Raw genomic sequence first — 19,928 nt, 5'->3', positions numbered from 1 at the left:
TATTGCAGTTTTTTTCTATTTCTACGTATAAAGCTCCGTCAAAACTGCCTTTTTGCAGTTTTGGCGGAGCTTTGATGGTTTTTCTACTTCTACTTCTACTTCTACTTCTACTTCTACTTCTACTTCTACTCCCCCAACTCTACTCGCAAACAAGCAACAAGAAAACTCCCCTCCAGCGCACGTTCCCCGTGAAGAGCTCCGCCTCCGGAGGATGTCAGATGTCACTGGCTTTTGCTTGATACCTATTAACTCCCCAGCAGCTCCAATGGCATAAAAGCATAATCCCCGTTCCTAACAATGCTGCCTTGGCGAACAGGTATTGCATGCTTGAAGATCGGGCCATCGATGACTGTAGTATGGAATTCGCCGCCCTCTCCACACGGATCGATGCCACGGGCTTGCAATTCTTTTACATAGTCATGGGTTAGTGTTCGTCCCAGATCTTCTTCGCGCATCCCTAACGATAGATTGACAGTGACTAGAACCGATACAAACCCCAAATCAATAAACTCTTTAACAGTTTCAACATGGTCCATTCTCCATAGCGGCATGCCAAGCTTTAAACCAGCATTCTGGGTAACCTTGTCGTGCCAACATCCCACCTCAGGCATATCCAAGTCCCCTGTGACTAAGACTTCTGCACCTTGACGTTTGGCTTGTTCCAAAAGCCCCATAAACACCTCTTCATAGTCATCCCAACTCGCAGCAGCCGTATAAACAGGTAAGCCGATGGACTCTGCTTGGGCTTGGATAAGCTCCGGAGGCATGCCGTGGGATCTGGAACGTTTCCCTTCTTCCTCCAGCATGACGATGAGTCCGATCGGCTCTCCAACCTTCATAGACTTATACAGAGCCAAGACGCTATCCTTTCCCCCGCTAAAAGAAGCTATAAACTTACGCCCGTGAGCGCCATTTTTCAAGTTTACGATGTGGTTCATTCCTGATGTTCTCCTTTGTTTGTTTACTCTGAACAGTAGATCACGAGTTGCTTTGAGATTTATTGAGTTCGCTCGCAACAGCTCGTCCCACTACTCGTCCAGTAAATAAGCAGCCTCCGAGGAACGTCCCCTCCAGCGCACGATACCCGTGAAGCCCCCCACCTCCGAAACCGCTTGCCTCACCAGCAGCATAAAGTCCTGGAATCGCCTCTCCCGCCTGATTCAGCACACGACCAGACAAGTTCGTTTGTAATCCGCCCAACGTTTTGCGACTAACGATATTCAAGCGCACAGCGATGAGCGGTCCATTGGCAGGATCCAATAGACGGTGCGGCTTCGCAACACGAATTAATTTATCACCGATATAATGACGAGCGCCTCGAATGGCTGTGATTTGCAGATCTTTGGTAAAGGGATGCGCGATCTCCCGATCTCTCGCTTTAATTTGCCGTTCAATATGGTCAAAATCAAGCAATTTCTCCTCCGTCAACGCATTCATCCCAGCGACCAGCTCAGCCAAAGTCGGAGCAACGACGAAATCCTCTCCCTTATCCATAAAAGATTGCACCGGAGCCATCGCTCCTGGCAATGCTCTAGACAACACTTTACGGATGCTTTTCCCCGTTAAATCAGGATTCTGTTCGGAGCCTGACAACGCGAATTCTTTTTCAATGATTTTCTGGGTCAAAATAAACCATGAATAGTCGTAGCCAGACTTTTGGATCGTCTCTAACGTGCCTAACGTATCAAACCCCGGAAAGTTAGGAGCTGGAAAACGCTGTCCACGTGCATCTAGCCAAATTGAGGATGGCCCTGGAAGAATACGAATACCATGGTTATGCCACACGGGATTCCAATTCTTGATCCCCTCCGTATAGTGCCACATCCGGTCGCGATTCACAATCCGGCCTCCGGATTGCTCCGTAATGGCCAACAACCGGCCATCGACATGTGCGGGCACACCAGAGAGCATACGCTTGGGTGCTTCGCCAAGCCGACTCGGCCAATATTGGCGGATTAATTCGTGATTGGCACCTATTCCGCCACTGCTGACAATGACCGCCTGCGCTTGATATTCGAATTCGCCAATCGCCTCACGTGAGCTCTCCTCCCCGCGAGCCGCCGTGCTAGCCACAAGCACGGAACCTCTAACCCCCGTAATAGCTCCACCGCTTTGAATAAGCTCGTTCACGCGATGACGCGATCGGTACACAACGAGCCCATTAGCCATGTGCGCCCTAACTCTCTTCTCAAATGGCTCTACGATGCCAGGCCCTGTCCCCCAAACGATGTGGAAGCGAGGTACAGAGTTGCCATGCCCATCTGCCAAATAACCACCGCGTTCGGCCCAACCGACAACTGGGAAGAAGCGGATCCCCAAGGCATACAGCCATTCCCTTTTTTCACCAGAAGCGAACTCGACATAGGCCTCCGCCCACTTGCGGCCCCAGTAATCCTCGTCGCCTTCACGATCAAAACCAGCTGACCCCTGCCAGTCCTGCCAGGCCAGTTCTTGTGAATCCTTAATACCCAGCCTGCGCTGCTCGGGGGAATTAACAAGAAATAAGCCGCCGAATGACCACCAGGCTTGTCCACCAAAGGATGCTTCTGGTTCTTGATCCAGGAGAAGCACCCTTTTGCCAGCATCCGCAATCTCAACTGTTGCAACTAAACCCGCGAGTCCTGCTCCAACCACAATAGCGTCAAAGTCCATGATCGAGTTCTCCTTTGATTCTGTCTCTTCTCTTGCTAGTCTTCATCGATCTTTTGCCAAAAAAATGGCCTCCTTCTGACCACTATAGCCAAAAAGGAGGCAATCCAACGAATGGAATGTCCATTCGATTACGAATCCTTGAGATCTTCTTCCATGTCGTCAATGACGACAAGTGATTTTTCAAGCGTAAGCTTTCGCAGAGGCTTCACCTCAATTGCCCTAGGACGCGAGTCGCCATAAAGCTCAGTAAAGATCTCTTCAATTTCATCACCTGTCAAATCTTCACGTTTCAGCAGCTCTTCCGCAATCTTGTGGACGAATTCCGTATATTCGTTTACAAGCTTCTTGACCTCGAGCATCTGCTCTTTGAGCAGCTCATTAATTTGTGGTCGAAGTGCCTTAAGTCCATCCGCGCGCGAACCGACCGCTAAGAAGCTGAATAGTTCGTCGCCCATCCCCAGCATCCCGAGATACGCACCTGCAATTTGGGTCGCATGTTGTAAATCTGACGTTACGCCGTTTAATTTCTTGTGCAAGAACTCATCTTCTACCGCACGGGCAGCCAGACAAACCTGAATCTCTGCCAACATCTCAGAGTCGCTGCGGTTATATCGCTCATGAGTCTCTTTCGTAGCCGAAAGTCCAAGAGCACCGCCACGCCTAACAATGGTCACTTTCCATACACGTTCATGAGGCTTTAGCAGAAATTGTGCTACCGCATGACCCGCTTCGTGATAAGCAACATTCCGCTTCTCATCATCGCGCATCGAGCGCAGCGGTTGTTTAAGCCCCCACTCATAGGTTTCCATAGCGGCTCGGAAGTCTTCATAGCTCGCCGCCTGTGCACCACGTTGATGAGCGATAACGACAGCCTCGTTGACGATATGCTTAATTTGAGCTGGGCTGTAACCAATGGAATCTAGACCTGCTTTTTCCGCGGTTAGTGTTTCGTCCAGCTTGACCTTTTTCAGATAGTATTGGAAAATATCAACCCGACCGTCATAATCCGGGACATCCACCCAGAGTTGTCGATCGAATCGACCCGGCCTGAGCAAGGCTGAATCAAGCACATCAGGCAAGTTGGTAGCAGCTACCGTAAGCACGGGCGGGCGTTCTGCCTTTTTACGGCGAAGTCCTAGAGAGCGCAGCATTTTTACAATTTTGGAGGTATCAATATTAGGTGGGTCCATTTGCAGGAGCAGTTCGTTCAGAAGACCTGAACCGCCGCCCATCCCCATCATGCCCATCATCCCGCCGCCAGCACCGCCGCCTTGACGACTCATCCCAATCGCATCGATCTCGTCAATAAAGATGATACAAGCACCGTAGACGCGTGCAAGCTTGCGGGCTTTTTTGTAAATCCCCATCACCTTGAGGTTTCCTACACCGAAGAACATATTCTGAAAACTTGGTGCAGACGCGTAGGCAAAAGGAACTTGTGCTTCATTTGCAATAACCTGTGCTAAGTATGACTTCCCGGTACCTGGCGGTCCACAAAGCAATAATCCCCGAATCGCTTCGCCGCCCATTTCCTTGAACTCTTTGACACCTTTGAGCAGGGTCACAATCCGTTTCGCATTTTCCACAATTTCAGGGTTTCCACGATAATCATCCCATGTCGATCCAGTCTCTCCAGGTAGAATCCAGTACGTTCGTCCTCGAGCAAGGAACCAGAACAGCGCAACAAATTGAATGATCATAAAGGCCATAGCGAAAACAAGTTGCATCAATAAACTCGCAATACTTATCGCTATTCCCCAAGCGGTCGGCCCACCTGCCCATAACAGCCCGCCAAACAACACGATGGCTGCTAGCCAGAGGATGAACTTTCGCCATCTAATCCATTGATATCTCCTCATGGCTACACTTCCTTCATATGATTAAGTTTGAATATCCCTATGAAAAAAAACAAATTCTTGGCCCCGCAAAAGCAGGGCCACAGCAACGATTATTGGAATTTTTTAATGATATCGATCACGTACTTGGCCATCACGGCGAGACCGCAAATGAAATAAAAAATCACCACAATCCACCCGGTTGGATCGAAAGAAATCATAGATAATAGAACCGTCAGTGGCAGCACATAGTATAGGACATCTTTCAAATAACCTAGCACGACTGTAGGTCCAAAGGAGCCAACCCAGAAGGATTTGAAGAACGCAATAAGAAAATCAATCAACATAAAGCCAAAAATGCCCCAAATCGTGTAAATTATCCAGCCCTCAATTGTATTTGTCACTTTTCATCACCACCTTCCTACATACTATGCTAGGATTACTGACGGGTGAGAGATCAGTGGGCAACAAGCAATGAGCCTGAAATATTTACTTTCTATTACTTACTTCATTCAGCTTTATTTTCCTTCTCAATTCGGATTGTTTTAAGAAAAATATATTACTTTTTTTTGAAAATAAGACCGAAGAATACAGCGGAATCTTTGAAAATCCACCAAGAAGTAGCTTCTAAATCGCGAAAGCGCAACCAAGCTAATGATATTCAGCGATAGAAACCGAAATGAATTTCCTTTTTTTACAAATCAACACCCAGAAAAACCCATCTATTCCCGAATACTGTGAAGTAAGATTAATCAACTCAGGCACGCTCCGCACAATCGCAATTTCTACTCATTTATTTTATTAAGGAGAGAAGAAAAAGATGAAGCATTCGCGAATGAAAAAACTGCTTATCCCCACTCTAGCCCTCACACTTGTCATGACCACTGGCACAACCGCTTTCGCTCAGAATGGTCGGGACCACAAGGATGATGATCGTAACAACAACGCGCGCCAAACTTTTGACAAACGCCCACAAGCAGCCATCAAATTTGACTTCAAAGACATCAAGGGCAAAGAATTCGAATGGGCTTTAAGCTACATTATGAGTCTAGTCTCTAGACGTATTTTCGATGGGTATCCCGATGGTACCTTTAAACCACAAGAAACGGTCACACGGATCGAGGCCATTACGGCAGCTGTTCGGTTAATGGGACTCCGAGATCAAGCTGAATCCGATGCAGAAAAAGCCACCAAACTGAATTTCAATGATGCAGCGAGTGTGCCTTCGTGGGCCGTCGGTTATGTAGCAGTAGCATTGGAGAACGATCTTTTCGCCGAATCTGATACGAACGTCAACCCGAATCAGCCAGCTGATCGCCTCTGGGCCACAACGCTCCTCGTGAAAGCTTTGAAGCTTCAAGACGAAGCTGAAGCCAACATGAATGCAAGACTCCCTTTCTCTGACTCATCTAGTGTACCTGCAGGTTCGGTGGGATACGTTAAGGTCGCCGTTGACAAAGGTCTCGTGAACGGATTTGAGGATAATACATTCCGCCCTAAACAACTCGTAACTCGTGCACAAATTGCAGCCTTGTTGGATCGCGCAGGCAATCAATTGCCGGGCAGCATTGACGGACTCGTGACAGGAACTGTCGTGGCGCCAGTCAGCGGTAATATCTTAACCGTCCGAACGAACGGTCAAAATATCAATTTGACATTAAATCCCGATGTGTTTATTTATCGAAATGGTGCCAAAGTCAGTCCTTCCGCCTTGCAAATAGGGGACGTCCTGAAGATTCGTTCCAATGACAATTCCATCATTTATATCGAAGTCTCTCAGCCAAGCGGAGGTAACCCGACAACACCTACTCAAGCCGTTGGAGTCAAGACGGGGATGGTAACTTCCGCGATAACTGGCAATACACTCACCCTTTTAAGTAATGGGCAAACGATTTCCCTTCCTTTGAATAGTAATGTTCTTTACTTCCGTAATGGCGCTCAAACGACGGCCGCAGGCTTGCAAGTCGGTGATATTGTAAGCACGCGCTCCTACAACTATGGCATCAGTTATGTAGAAGTCACGCAATCTGTGGGCACCGTCGGGACGCCAACGAATTTCGCTTCAACGATTACCGGCACGATGACTTATCCGATCAGCGATAACACGTTACTTCTAACCACGTCTACTGAGCTTCAAGGCGTTTCACTGAACAGTAATACCATCGTTTACAAAAATGGTGCATTTACAACTCTTTCAGCGCTTCAGGTTGGCGATATCCTAACAACGTACGCCTATAATCATGCGGCTGCTGTTATAGAAGTAACCAAAAGTGTGTCCCCGGTAACGACGACAGGTGAGATGACGGGAACTATTTCTGGCCAGATCAACAACAACTTAATCACGCTCACGAGTGGCGGACAATCTTACAGCCTGCAGTTACACGCAAACACCTCCATCTACTCCGATGGTGTTCAAACGACGAGCGGCGTATTGCTGCCAGGTCAAGTCATTAAAGTGCATTACTATAACGGCGTTGTACTGCATGCCGAAATCCTTCAGCGTGCAGATGGCACCTCGGTTACACAGCCAACTATTGCCCAGCTCACTGGTACGATCATTTCAGCTACGAACAATCTTATCGTTCTTGTAAGTGGCAATCAGGCACAAGCGATTAATCTGAACGACAAAGCTTTCATCTATCGCAGCGGTACTCAGGTCAGCGGTTCAGCGTTGCAGCCAGGTGATATTGTCAAAATCCGCTCCTACAATAATTCAGCCATCTATGCGGAAGTCACACAGCTCACTAACGGTAACACTCAGAACTTTAGTGTGTCTGGAACGTTTAACAGTGTAACCTTTACGAATCAAGGTAAAATCGCTACAATCACCATCAACCAAACAGGATCTAATGGAAGCAACGTGACAACGACTTACAACGTGTCCTCATCCGTAACTATTACTGGCAACATGTCAAATTTGGTGCAAAATCACGCCATAACGCTGCAAGGCACAGGTGCGCTAATTACGAGCATCTACATTCAGTAGTCCTGTTTCAGAAAAGAAGGCCTCCAAAGTGCCACGGAAGTGGCGGGGGCCTCTTTTTTTTGAAAAGCTAACTGAAGCAACTACGTACGATTTACCAGAAAGATACTACTCCTACGTAGCTTGTTTAGGTTGTGAAGACAGCTGTGGAGGTTCAAAAATGCAAAAGAGCATCCTTTTGACTCGTAGTAACTTAGATAGCGAAAATGCTTGCGAATAGGCAACTATTTCTGGAGGTTTGGATCATTTTGGAACTTTTTGGTCCAAAAGGTTGTATTTTTGCACTAATTCAACTTAATTCAGGCTAGTTCGCTTAAAATAAGTGTACTTTTGCATCTTTGACACTTTATTTCAGTGTGACAGCACGGAGGTGGGGATGAGCGGCTAGCGGGAGGTTGGCGATTCGTGTGCAGTTTGCCGCTGTAAGCGTGTTTTCACCGTTACTGCGCGGGGGAACCGCGATTCGTACGCTTCTCGCCGCAGCCACATATCTCTACAAAAAAAGGAGCTAAGCGCAAAACACGCTTAGCTCCTTTTCCACTCAACAGTGCCCACCCGCATCACCGCAAATACAAGCTTAGCGGTTGCAGCTTCAAGTCCTTCAAGCCAGCATGAACCAGCTTCGCAACTTCAATCCCGCCTTGCTGCTGGAAATGCGTGTTGTCTTCCACGCCATCCGGGAAATTCATGAACTCACCTGGCGCAAGCCACATGAATAATCGCTTCGTCCCCTCTGGCCCTAATGCTTCAAATAACGCCTTGCTGCTTGCAGCAAGATCGATTAAAGGCACTTCTTCCGCCGCAGCCAATTCACGCATCGCGATCAGATAGTCGCCGTGCGTATCACGCAGCGTACCATCTTCCTCGAAAAACCGTCGTTGCACAGACGTGATCAATATCGGATATGCGCCTCGCTCCCGAGCGCCGTCGATATAGATTTTCAGCGTTTCCTTGTAGGTGGAAAATGGCTCCGTAAACCGCGCTTCATCCGGCTTCTGGTCATTATGACCGAATTGGATGAGCAGGTAATCGTGGGGCTTGATTTTGCCCCAAATCGTATCCAAGACACCTTCGCCTATGAAACTCAAGGAGCTCCGGCCTGACAAGGCATAATTGGCTACCGCCGCATCTGCTTTGACGAATAGTGGAAGCATTTGTCCCCAGCCTGCGTACGGATACCCATCCGTCGGTTGATCCGTCACAGTTGAATCTCCTGCGAGAAACAGCGTACAAGCTGTAGGCACAGGCTCGATTTCCAGCGCATTGATGCGCGGTGCTCTACCCGTGAACGTAAGCTTCAACTGAGAACCTGTAACCCATACAGAGAAACTCGAACGGACAAAATGCCCCGCAGAAGTACGTTGCTTATGAAGTACAAGCCTTCCTTCACCTGTGGTGATCGTCGTTTCTGTTTCAGCGATTTCATCACCTAATAGGATCGAAACGCGATAGGTCCCGTCAGGTACATCCACCAGAAACGAAGTGTCCAGCGGTATGCAGAAATCTCTACGCAATGCGCTAGGCTCGTCTCGATCCTTCGCATGAACATTCTTCACATTGCTAAATCCATATCCAACTGATTTGTCATACTCGGCTGCCGGAGTAATCTTGGTGTAACCTGACTCCGGGTTCCCGACCCCGAAATCAAACTTCAACACGTGTGTCATGGTAGATTTCCTTTCTCTTACAACGGAATTTCGCCGCCAGGGTATAAGGTTGAGCTGGACAAGCGCTTAGGCTGCGGTAGCTGTACACCGGATAGTCCATCTCGCAATGCAAACGGCCGACTTGCATAAATGGCAGCTGTATCGTCATTATAAATGATTACTTGTTCTGTCCCACTACCACATACATCGGCATGTACAGCGTATCCGTTTAGCGGAAATTCAACAACAACGTTCATTTCCCCATCATACAAGGATGGCCATACGCCACCACCTCTGCGGTAAGCAAGGATCAAATCCGCGGAATTGGCTTCCCACCCGCGAAGTGGCTCGATAATCGTCAACCATCCATCCGTCTGACGATCTTCCTTCCAGATCTCTTGTCCTTCGCTATCCAGCAAAAACAAGCCATCCTTCCCCTTCAATCCCTTCCCATCATCCTCACGAACGAGTCGATCCAATCCTGCTATTTGCAACCCTGGCTTATCGCTGCAGAACCTGCCCAAAGCGATATGCTGCGATTCAATTGAGCCTTCATAGCGCCAAAGTTCTTTCCCGAAACGGTCATACATCACGGTAACGCTGCCACCAATCACTAACTCTGGCTGTCCATCCCCGTTCACATCCCCGACCCAGATACAGTCGGCATGATCCTCAAGATCCTTACAACTCCAAAGCTTCTGACCATCATGGTCTAACAGATCATAACCAGCCATGACCTCGTCCTTTCCATCTCCATCCAAATCATAGACCCATGGGAAATGTCCAGGATTGCCTTCATGCGTCCATAGTAGTTTAAAATGGCGATCGAGCGCCCACATCGTATGGTAGCGATCTTTCAGGATAATGTCGCTGGCATATTCCCCGCCTGTCAAATTCGCTACGATGATGCAATCATGAGCATGCTCGTGCGGCAGCTCGTGCGAGGCTTTCACCTCGCCAGTCCTCCCGTTCAGGATGAGAAAACGCCCATCCATCACGCATAGTACTTCTAGCTGACCATCGCCGTCGATGTCAGCGATTTGTGCAGGGTAGTCGGACCCTGCGCTTCCAGCTCCCGAATCAGGCTTGCCTGTCTGCCACAGCAGATTGCCCTCCAGATCAAATGCCGTCAGGCACTGCACCTGATGGGGAATATATCGTACATCCTGCCGGTTGTCAGGATGTACCAACAGCATCTCCATACGACCATCACCGTTCAGGTCGCCTAGGAGCATTTTACAGCGCGGGCCAGCCGCACGAATGTCTACCTTGCCAAGCAAATAAGGCTCTTTGCTCACTTGTTCCACAGCCAATTCCTCCTATCATCTGTCTATTGGGGGAGCCAATCCGAGATAAGCTCAAGTGCAATAATCGTATTCAATGACCATTGTGCGGCCTCATTCGTATTCATCCAATCGACTTCTTGCAAAGTATCCACATGCGAGACGATGGAAGCTTCTTGCTGTAGATCAACCTTAGCGAATGCGCTTCCGAGCAAAATAGCCCAGCACTTCTCAGCTGTCTCATTGTCCCGCTTATAAAATGCCCCATACGCAGTGATTGCTGCACTGAGCACAGGATGCTCGAAATTTTTCGTGGATATCTGACCGTTGGTCAGCTTATCCTTCTGCTCCTGTGTTTGGTTGTAATACACGCCAAGCTCCGCCATCATGTCTTCCCATTCGGGGTCCTTCAACATGCCAGCAAGCTCGAACCACACCTGCGGTCCTCCCATACATATGGCCAAATGCCTGCCCCAGTTATCGTCTCCAAGTGGCGAGAGCACGCCTGTTTTCGGATCATATCCATAGGTAGGTCCCGAGATAAGCCCATAATTGGCATCCTTAATACAGTTAATACCTACCAAGATTTTGTCCCGATACGACGTATCTTCATAGCGTTCCCATCGTGTCATCCAATTCGAGCTGAAAGCTGCCCAATCCGGACCCACACGGATATGCGTTGGGTGCTCATCCTTCGGAAAATAAGCACGCATCGGATCCAAATTCACCGTGGTGAAATCCGAATCACGCACTTCATCCATGATATCCCCAATTCGCTCATCAGCGGTCAAATAATAGAAGTATCGATGTAAGCCCGCCATCCCAATGCGAGCCTCCTTGCAGCCGCAGCCCCAATGGACCACATTATGCCGAGAGCCGAGTCCCGCATATTCGCCGAAATGGTACAGGTCCACTTCACTTGTGTGCCGAGTCATCGCTTCTGCCATCCGGAAGATATCCACTCGTCCCGTGCGCAGGAACATCACCCATAGCCACATGTTGGGCGCAAGCTCTGTATTTTGCCAAGCACAGCCGCCTAAATCATAGTTCCATACATGCCGAACAGGATCATAACTATGCATGTAATCGCCGTAATCCCAGAATCCATACCACTTTCGTTGCTCAACTTCATCTTGATAAAAGGTTATAATACCGTCCAGCCGATTCTCCAGCTGCGCTTTCAGTGGATGACTGCGGTCAGGTAAACTCCAATAGCCAAAAGCCCCAGAAGCGTGATAATACCCCGGCTCGCAAATAAGAAGGGATGGATCTTGCGACTCTTCCTGCATGTGCTGAAGATTCTCCATATCCGGCGTCTCGCTCGTACACCACAGCATCAATTCACTCGTATTCGCAATCCCATAAGGTGTCGCACGCAACTCTTCGGCCCCTTCGTACGAAGATTCCACGTGTGTTTCCGTATCATAATGACGAAGGTCCATCGGTGTCCCGTCTGGAGACCACAACCAGATCGTAAATGCAGCCTCCGAAGCTGCTGTACCATGTACCTCAAAGCTTGATGGATGCTTCTCCCAGAAGTGTCGCAGTCCCACCGCTAAGCCGCCGCCTTCTCCGCCGACATAGCCCAAACCGCCAGCCCGCGCGCCGTCTGTCACCTTGACCCAGCTGCAGCCGGGTTTCGTCCGCTTCCAAATGCGGTAATGCTCAGATGAATCTTGTACGAGTTTGAAGCTGTCCCACGTTGCCGAATCATCCAACAACCTAAGGAAATACGCATCCTCTACGGGGTCAAATACCGTCAACTCACCTGCCGTTTGACGCTCAAATAACGCTTTATACTTGCCTTTTGTTCGACGGGTATGTAAGGTTTTGGGCGATTCGCTGAAATAGCCGCGATCCCCTGCCAAACGGATATGCCGATTGTATTGGGCTCCTCTCATCGGCACCGTGAAACGAATGCCTAAGCCTTTAATGAAATCCTCATGAGGATTTCCATCATATTGAAACGTGTGCACGAGTTTAATCGTTTCCTGCCCCGCATACACATACATACGCAGTGTAAAAGGCAGCCACTCTCGCGTTCCCGTCGTCGAGCGAAGTCTGCCGTCAAGTTTCACGACAGCCCGAATCGGTCCATCTTGTTCAACAACAGCGCGTAAGATACGACTCTCGAAAGTCTCTTCGCGACTTATCCGTACACCCGATGCCTCACTCCGTCCTTCTTTCAAACCGATCAACTCGCCACCACTGCATATCTCGTTGCCCTCACGAACGATGCTGCGAAGCCATTGTTTCCCTTGCTTACCTATCGTGCAAATCATGACGCCTGTGTCCAGCGAAATGACATCGTCGGTTTCCGTTACGAGCAAACGATGAACGGGATCCTGCCCGCTCCCTTTGCGAATGGCAAACCCTTCACCAGAACCAGGAAGGACTGTTGCCGCATGCGCGGACCATTTCACGCTGCCATCCGGCCAGTAAGCCGTCGGCCAGCTTTGGACGGGTACGGCGTCTTGGCCGTCATCGGTTTCCAACCGTAATGACTCATCGCGTCCAAGCTCTCCCTCACGCCATGGAATTCCCCACGTTATCCCAACAGGTTTTGATGCCTCTTTGTTTAACCAACGCAGCTTAATTGCCGAATTCGAAGCCAAGCGATCATCTCCTTTTCACATGTAGCCCTATTGTAGAAAACGGAGCACTTGCGAACAAGGGGACATTATTGCTAAGCAGCGATTCAGCGGATTGCACTTTTTTGGCGAACTCATACAATGTTGCTAGGATGTTCGACTAAGCTCACGATAACGCGTTGGCGTCATGCCCTCCAGCTTTTTGAAAATCCGATTGAAGTACGTATGTTGGTATCCGACCTGATCGGCGACATCGTTGATTCGCATTTCCGAATCTCTTAGCAATTCTTTAGCTTTGTCCATGCGTAGTTCCGTCAAGTAATCGATAAAGTTTTTGCCGGTCACTTGCTTAAAAGATCTGCTAAGGAAAAATGGATTCGTCCCCGTATGCTCCGCACAATTATCAAGCGAAATATCCTGTCTGTAATTATTTTGCAAATAAATCATCGCTTGTTCGATAATCCGTTTTACTTGTGCGTCCGAACGACCTGACATCTCCCTCATAAAGGGACTTAGCACTTTATCCTGAAACCATGCAAGAATTCTCGTAGACTCTCGAATCTGGGAAAGCTGTTCATATAAGTTCGCACCCTTGAAGAGGCGATTCGGATTAATCCCGGACACCATGATGGCGTGCTGAACATTGCCAAGCAAATGCAACATCCCTTGCTGAACCTCAATTTCTTTGGCACCTTTGCAGGTTAAAACCTCCAGGAAAGACACCAGCAGTTCACTTGCTTCCCCTTCTTTTCCTGTCCGTAAGGCTTGAATGAGCTCCCGCTCCTGTGTAAATGGATATTGCAACTCCATGTCTTCATCTCCTGCAAAATTGTCATGCTCCATATCGATAATCTGATTCACATTCTCGAAGTAACGATAGCTAACCGCTTGCTTCGCTCGTTCAAATGCGATTGGCACATCTGAAATCAGTGACACCGGTCGGCTGATCGCCAAGGTCATGCGCATTTTCAAAATACGGTTAATCGACTGCTTCAAATCATCACTAAAAGCTTGGGTGGCTTCCGTATAAGATTGATCCTCAGGCAGGATGAGAAGAATACCCGCTGTTAAATCGTGAAAGTTAAGGGTATGACGCTGTTCAAAATACTGAGCCGCCAGCTCATCAATCATATTCACGGCTGCAAAAGTAACAAGTCCCTCTTCACCTAGCCGGAAGTTCCCCTCCATGCTCGTCATCCCAATCAACTGGACATAGAGGACAACGAATTGCTTATGCTTCACGTCCCATTTAAAACGTTCCATCCGATGGCGCAAATCGTCCTCTGAATACGCATTCAAATATCCTTGCAACAGTTGGTGCAGAAAGCTGTCCTTGAGGTGGGGAAGCTGTTCTGTCAGCTTCGTGTTCAGCTCTAGACTCTCGTTATGCAAATTCATCCACTTCGACTCCAGCAATGTGAATTCATCCGCATGCTCATGGTGAGTCGCGCTTCCACCCAACATGGCAACAAGCCTTTTGACAGGCAAATAAATGCGACGTGAAGCCAGCCATGCAAGAATAGCCGCGAGCAGCAATACCGCAAGACTTACCGTGATAATCAACTTGGAAATAAAGACTACCGGCGATGTGATACTCGAAATCGGCGATGCGGATACATAGGTCCAATCTTCAGCAATTCTGGCCAAGCTACCGTACGATACCGTGTATGTAGATCCTTTCCAATCCATAAAAAAGGAACCTTTATTGCCTTTTAGTGAGTCAATTTTGTCACGAAGAGCGCTTACAAATGGAGATGACGACGTATTCCCGTTTGCTGAAACGAACAGTTCTCCTGCGTTCTGAATCAGAAATGTCTCCCCGCCATCATAAGGCGTCAGCGTATTGAGCATATTGGCCACCTTCTGACTATCAAAACGGAAAACTAAGACCCCGAACGGTTTCAAACTTCCACCGGGAACTTGATGAACGAGCGTTAAATCTTTGTTATCAGGACGATTCGCATCAAATGACCATTGCGTCCAGTAGGTCGTATTTTGACCTTGGATGAGAGGTTCATATCTAGCAGCTGTCGCTGCTGTACGATTATCGATCTTCATATATTCAGGGTTGAACAGAACAGAGCTTGTTCCACCCACATAAAGTTCTGCATGCTTCACCATCGCATTAGATCCCTGCATCGCGACCAGCGTTCTGGTAATATCCTGAGTCCGTTCGAAATTCCTTACAAAATCAAACCCATTTAAACTATAGTCAAATTTATTATCAAACGCCCAGTGGGATAGCAACAGCTCCAGATTGCCTAACTGGTCATCGATATTTTGCGACCTTTGTTCGATTTGTCGATAATGCAGTTGAAGCAGCTCACTTTCCACGCGCCCGCCTGCCATCCAATACACAAGGACTCCCATTAGTAGCCCAGGAATACCCGAGACGATGAAGATCGTAATCAGACTCTTTTTGTAAAAGCGACCTTGTCCACCGATCGTTTTGCTTAAACTTCTTGCCAGACCTCGTTTCAATGCTTGGAACATGCTCTCACCAACCGTTCGAAAGTTTAGTTTGGAGCGAAGACTTCAACTTAGAGCGTATACCGGATGGCAGTCGGATGGAAGTTAATTTCCAGAGGAAATACATGACTTTTCCGACTTTTTGTGTTTACAATGCAGTGATGAGGGAGATCAAGTTTCTCCACGCTTATGTGGTAAAAAAACAGCTCCCCAACTATCAGGGAGCTGCTGCCAATCGTTGCGGAACGATAGTCCGCTATTCATCACTTAAATCGAGAAATTTTTCATCAATGGCATAATAAATGAAATAACACCCATGCCCATCTTCATGAAGCTGCCGATGTTGCCAAATATGCCGCCTGCCCCACCTGTACTTCCAGCTGCCCCTTGACCAAGTCCGCCGAGCAAGCCCCCAAGTCCACCTGACGAACCTCCTCCTCCAAGCAAGCCACCGAGCCCCCCGCCACCTAACATCCCAAGCATGCTGCTTAATCCACCTAAACTGCCTAGACTAGAGATTTGTGCTTTGGATTTGCTTTTCTTGCGGGTTAGCTTTTTATCTGCCTTGAAGCCTTGAAGAATGACTTGATTGGCCTCAATGTCTTCCAAAATACCGTAGTAGACAGATCCATCTTTAAGCCCAATACAAACCGGTGTTCCTAAATGAGCTCTCGCTTGTGCAGCAATTGTGGATGAGGCTCTGGCAGCTGATTTGTGTAAGACATGACCGCGTTTATGTTTACTTTTGGACTGATATTGAGGTTTCATGCAGCTCACGCATCCTTTAAAAGTAGTTATTCTTGTCATCTTATGTTCAGCAGACAAGTTTGGACTAAGCTTTTAAGGACTTATTTAATAAAGACCAGCCTTACACACTATTCCTGTGGTAGACTGGTCTTTGTTTATTTTTCACAAATGCTATTTACTTCTTCGCAGCAACATACAAGTCGTTCATTTCTTTCACCAAATCATCTCCGCCTGATTTCTTCCAAGTTTCAAAAGCAGCCTTCAGAGCCGCTTCGTCACTTTGGCCGACAATAAATTTAATACGCGCATCGTTAATGATGTTATCCAGCTGTTGACCTTTTTGCGAGTACACTGTGGAGATGAATGGCTCAACTGGATTGGCCACGATGTTCGCTTCTGCTTCTTTTTGAATCTTCGTCGTTTGCAAGCGAAGCGGTGTTTGCTTCACTTTCAAGCCGCGATCTTCCGGTATAAATGGCAGCATTTGGTTCAAACCTTCGACTTCGGACTCGAGAAGAGCTGTATCCTTACTCACCACAAGCGCGTCGCCATCCTTCGTATAATGCTTGCCTTCGATACCATAGCCAGCTAACGTTTGAAGATCCGGCTCATTCATTTGATCTAAGAATTTCAGCACGCGTTTCAGTTCATCTTCCGTCTTCACGGTGGATTTCGAAACAGCTAGAATACCAGCAAATCCGGAAGTAGGCAGTGCTTTCAAGCCATTTTTGCCTGTGACGCCAATCATATTATCTACATAATGAATGTTAGGATTATCTTTGCCATCCTTGGCAAGCGCAGCATGAATTTTATCATCCATACGAGCGGCATTATCGGTTACGTCTACGATGACCCCCGCTTGATTGTTGGCAATTGGATCGTTCCATTTCGCTGAATCAAACACAGCAAAATCCTGATTTATTAACTTCTCATCATATAGTTTCTTCATAAATTTAAGAGCTTCCAGATATTCGGCGGTTTGATGTTCAGGTACGAGCTTCCCGTCTACAACGCCCCATTTGTTCGGTGCACCAAACCAGAGCTTCATAATATCAAAGCCGCTTGCCCATTGCCCTGTCCATTTGACCAATACCATGCCGTATGTGTCGTCTTTGCCATTTTTGTCAGGATCTTTTTCTTTAAACGCCTTGAGCATATTGTAGAAATCATCAATGGTTTTTGGAGGTTGCATACCAACAGCTTCCAACCAATCTTTGCGATAGTTGATCCCATTCCGACCCAAAGCACGCCCACGGTAAATACCGTAGTTTTTGCCATCAACCGACGAATTGTTCATAATGACTTGGTTCGCTTTGCTGAGGTTCGGGTAGTCTTTTAAATATTTCCCAATTTCCCAGAACGCCCCCGATTTTGCCGCATTCACGAAACTCGGGTTCTTCACATCACCAACATAGATGATCTGTGGCAGCTTGCCTGAAGCCAATGTAATATTAAATTTATCTGTGTAGGAAGCGTTCGGGACCCATTCCAGATGAATATTGGTGTTCGTTTTCTTCTCAATTTCTGTTGTAACAGGACCATCATCTTTCGGGAAATTCGTTTTGAAGATCGGAAGCATGATGCTTAGATCCAGCGGGGCTAGATTCTCTGGCGCTTTGGTCTGTGTAGCTGCTTGTGTGGTTGAGGCGGATGCTGCAGGTGTAGCTGTTCCCTCTTTGTCACTGCTGCAACCAACGATTGTTGTCATGACAGCTGTTCCTACAGTTGCTACGGAAACCCATTTCTTCGCATTTTTCTTCATCTAAACATGCCTCCTCTAAGTTATGGACTTGCCTCTATCGTAATCCGTTACCCCTTGACCGAGCCGATCAAGACCCCTTTGGCAAAATGTTTTTGCAGGAACGGATAGACAAGTAAAATTGGAATGGTGCCTACGACAATAACAGCCATCTTGATGGATTGCTCAGGTGGTTTAACGAAATTCGGATCCATGGCATTGATATCCCCAGCTGCCGCCTGAGATAGCAAGACAATCTGTCTGAGCATGACTTGCAGCGGCCATTTGGAGGGATCGTTGATGTACAGTAAAGCTGAAAAGAAGTTGTTCCAATGACCTACGGCATAAAATAAAGTGAAAGTGGCCAATACGGGCATTGATAGTGGCAGCACGATCCGCCACAGAAGACCAATTTCAGTACAGCCATCAATCTTCGCGGCTTCCTCCAATTCGGGAGGGATCTCTTGGAAGAAATTTTTAACAATAATCAAGTTAAAAGCGCTAATCGCGCCAGGAATCATTAAAGCCCAGTAGGTGTCCAACATGTGCAGCTGACGTACAACCAAGAAGGTTGGAATTAATCCACCGCCAAACAGCATGGAGAAAATAATTAGATTCAGCACCGTATTTCGTCCCATTAACCCCCGCTTCGATAAGGCATACGCCATCGTAACAGTGAAGAACAAGTTCACAAAAGTACCAAGAACCATTACGTACAGCGATACCCCAATACTTTTCAAAATCGTATCCGTTGAAAAAATAAAGCGATAAGCTGCTAAAGTAAACGTCTCTGGAATGAGGAACACGGAACGCTTCGTCAGTTCTGCATCCGAAGCGAACGATCCTGCTATGACATATAGAAATGGTAGAATGGCAACGATGCCTATAACGCCAAGTACAACATAATTCGTTACATCGAAGACGGTTCCGGGAACGCTCTTATATTGCTTTGCCAAAACCCCTCTCCTCCTTTACCCATATTATTCGTATTAATAAATGCCGGATTGTCCGAACCTCTTCGCTGTCCAGTTCGCACCGAGTACCAAGATAACGCCAATAACCGCTTTAAACAATCCAACAGCTGTACTGTAACTAAATGCTCCTTGCGTTATCCCCATCATATAGACGTAGGTATCAAATACTTCAGCTACTTCCCTGTTCAATGGGTTCAGCATGAGGAAAATTTGTTCAAATCCGTTGTCCAACACATCCCCCATCCGCAAAATGAGCAGAATGACGATCGTACTGCGAATCGACGGTAATGTAATGTGCCACAGCTGTCTCCAGCGGTTAGCGCCATCCACGATGGATGCTTCGTATTGTTCCACATCGACTCCAGCAAGCGCTGCAAGGAAAATAATCGTGCCAAACCCGCATTCCTTCCACATTGTTTGTATAATAATCATCGGTCGGAACCATTCAGGACTAGCTAAGAAGTCAATTTTATGCCCCATATATTTCTGCAAAAGTTCATTAACTAACCCGCCCTGTGTCGTAAGAAAAACATAAGTTAAGCTGGCCACAATGACTAAAGATATGAAATGCGGTACATAAATTAATGTCTGAATGGTTCGTTTATACATATTGACTTTGACTTCATTTAATAGAAGTGCAAGTACAATCGGTGCCGGGAAGTAAAACACCAAATTATATAACGAAAGCAACAACGTATTGCGGAGGAGCATAACAAACTCTGGATTTTGAAAAAACACACGGAAATGCTCCAAACCAACCCAGTCACTTTTCCAAAAGCCTAGAAAAGGCTGATAATTCTTAAAGGCAAGCAGCACACCCCACATGGGCACATATTTAAAAATAATGAAATACAATAAGCCTGGTGTTAGCAATGCGTAGATCCATTTATCCTTGCGCAACCTTGCCCAGACCTGTGATCTGCGAAGCCCTTTCGCCTCGCTCACCTGAACCATCTTTCTGTTGCTAGGAGCAGCTGCCTGCTTCATCCTTTTCACCTCCATGTCATGAT

The 19,928-nt window shown here is 47.5% G+C and carries 13 protein-coding genes; 1 reads left to right on the top strand and 12 read right to left on the bottom strand.

Going from position 1 to position 19,928, the window contains the following annotated elements; translation table 11 throughout:
* Positions 1-245: 245 nt before the first annotated feature.
* The 4 genes from L6I86_RS25315 to L6I86_RS25300 form a co-directional block, all read right to left on the bottom strand.
* Positions 246-938: a Dph6-related ATP pyrophosphatase gene (locus L6I86_RS25315; RefSeq protein ID WP_236291179.1), complete on the bottom strand. Its 693-nt coding sequence runs from the start codon at positions 936-938 to the stop codon at positions 246-248.
* 40 nt (positions 939-978) lie between these two features.
* Positions 979-2,652, bottom strand: coding sequence for an FAD-binding dehydrogenase (locus tag L6I86_RS25310; RefSeq protein WP_236291178.1), 1,674 nt, complete (start codon positions 2,650-2,652; stop codon positions 979-981).
* A 128-nt stretch (positions 2,653-2,780) separates the two neighbouring features.
* The gene (locus tag L6I86_RS25305) at positions 2,781-4,511 is read right to left on the bottom strand and encodes an AAA family ATPase (RefSeq protein ID WP_236291177.1); all 1,731 of its coding nucleotides are present in this window, start codon (positions 4,509-4,511) and stop codon (positions 2,781-2,783) included.
* Between the two features lie 89 nt (positions 4,512-4,600).
* Entirely contained in the window at positions 4,601-4,891 is a 291-nt protein-coding gene (locus L6I86_RS25300; protein ID WP_236291176.1) for a hypothetical protein, read from the bottom strand.
* 431 nt (positions 4,892-5,322) lie between these two features.
* On the opposite strand from L6I86_RS25300, the gene L6I86_RS25295 reads away from it, so the two are divergent.
* Complete coding sequence (locus L6I86_RS25295; RefSeq protein ID WP_236291175.1) at positions 5,323-7,473, top strand: S-layer homology domain-containing protein; 2,151 nt, start codon at positions 5,323-5,325, stop codon at positions 7,471-7,473.
* A 557-nt stretch (positions 7,474-8,030) separates the two neighbouring features.
* On the opposite strand, the gene L6I86_RS25290 is transcribed toward L6I86_RS25295, so the two are convergent.
* From L6I86_RS25290 to L6I86_RS25255, 8 genes are all read right to left on the bottom strand, one after another.
* Complete coding sequence (locus L6I86_RS25290) at positions 8,031-9,137, bottom strand: rhamnogalacturonan acetylesterase (protein ID WP_236291174.1); 1,107 nt, start codon at positions 9,135-9,137, stop codon at positions 8,031-8,033.
* A gap of 17 nt (positions 9,138-9,154) precedes the next feature.
* Positions 9,155-10,351: an FG-GAP-like repeat-containing protein gene (locus L6I86_RS25285; RefSeq protein ID WP_236291238.1), complete on the bottom strand. Its 1,197-nt coding sequence runs from the start codon at positions 10,349-10,351 to the stop codon at positions 9,155-9,157.
* Between the two features lie 95 nt (positions 10,352-10,446).
* A complete protein-coding gene (locus L6I86_RS25280) occupies positions 10,447-13,014 on the bottom strand; it encodes an exo-rhamnogalacturonan lyase family protein (RefSeq protein WP_236291173.1) in 2,568 nt (855 codons plus the stop codon).
* Positions 13,015-13,137: 123 nt separating this feature from the next.
* On the bottom strand, positions 13,138-15,483 hold the full coding sequence (locus L6I86_RS25275; RefSeq protein ID WP_236291172.1) for a helix-turn-helix domain-containing protein: 2,346 nt from the start codon (positions 15,481-15,483) through the stop codon (positions 13,138-13,140).
* Positions 15,484-15,726: 243 nt separating this feature from the next.
* Positions 15,727-16,227, bottom strand: a complete 501-nt coding sequence (locus L6I86_RS25270) for a hypothetical protein (RefSeq protein WP_236291171.1) — start codon at positions 16,225-16,227, stop codon at positions 15,727-15,729.
* 154 nt (positions 16,228-16,381) lie between these two features.
* The gene (locus L6I86_RS25265; RefSeq protein ID WP_236291170.1) at positions 16,382-17,968 is read right to left on the bottom strand and encodes an extracellular solute-binding protein; all 1,587 of its coding nucleotides are present in this window, start codon (positions 17,966-17,968) and stop codon (positions 16,382-16,384) included.
* Between the two features lie 47 nt (positions 17,969-18,015).
* A complete protein-coding gene (locus tag L6I86_RS25260) occupies positions 18,016-18,900 on the bottom strand; it encodes a carbohydrate ABC transporter permease (protein WP_236291169.1) in 885 nt (294 codons plus the stop codon).
* A 33-nt stretch (positions 18,901-18,933) separates the two neighbouring features.
* A complete protein-coding gene (locus L6I86_RS25255; RefSeq protein WP_236291237.1) occupies positions 18,934-19,872 on the bottom strand; it encodes an ABC transporter permease in 939 nt (312 codons plus the stop codon).
* Positions 19,873-19,928 lie beyond the last annotated feature (56 nt).

This window comes from Paenibacillus allorhizoplanae, from assembly GCF_927798215.1.
Classification (GTDB): Bacteria; Bacillota; Bacilli; order Paenibacillales; family NBRC-103111; genus Paenibacillus_E; species Paenibacillus_E allorhizoplanae.
The sequence above is the reverse complement of the archived record's forward strand: the minus strand, read 5'-3'. Positions and strand labels throughout refer to the sequence as shown.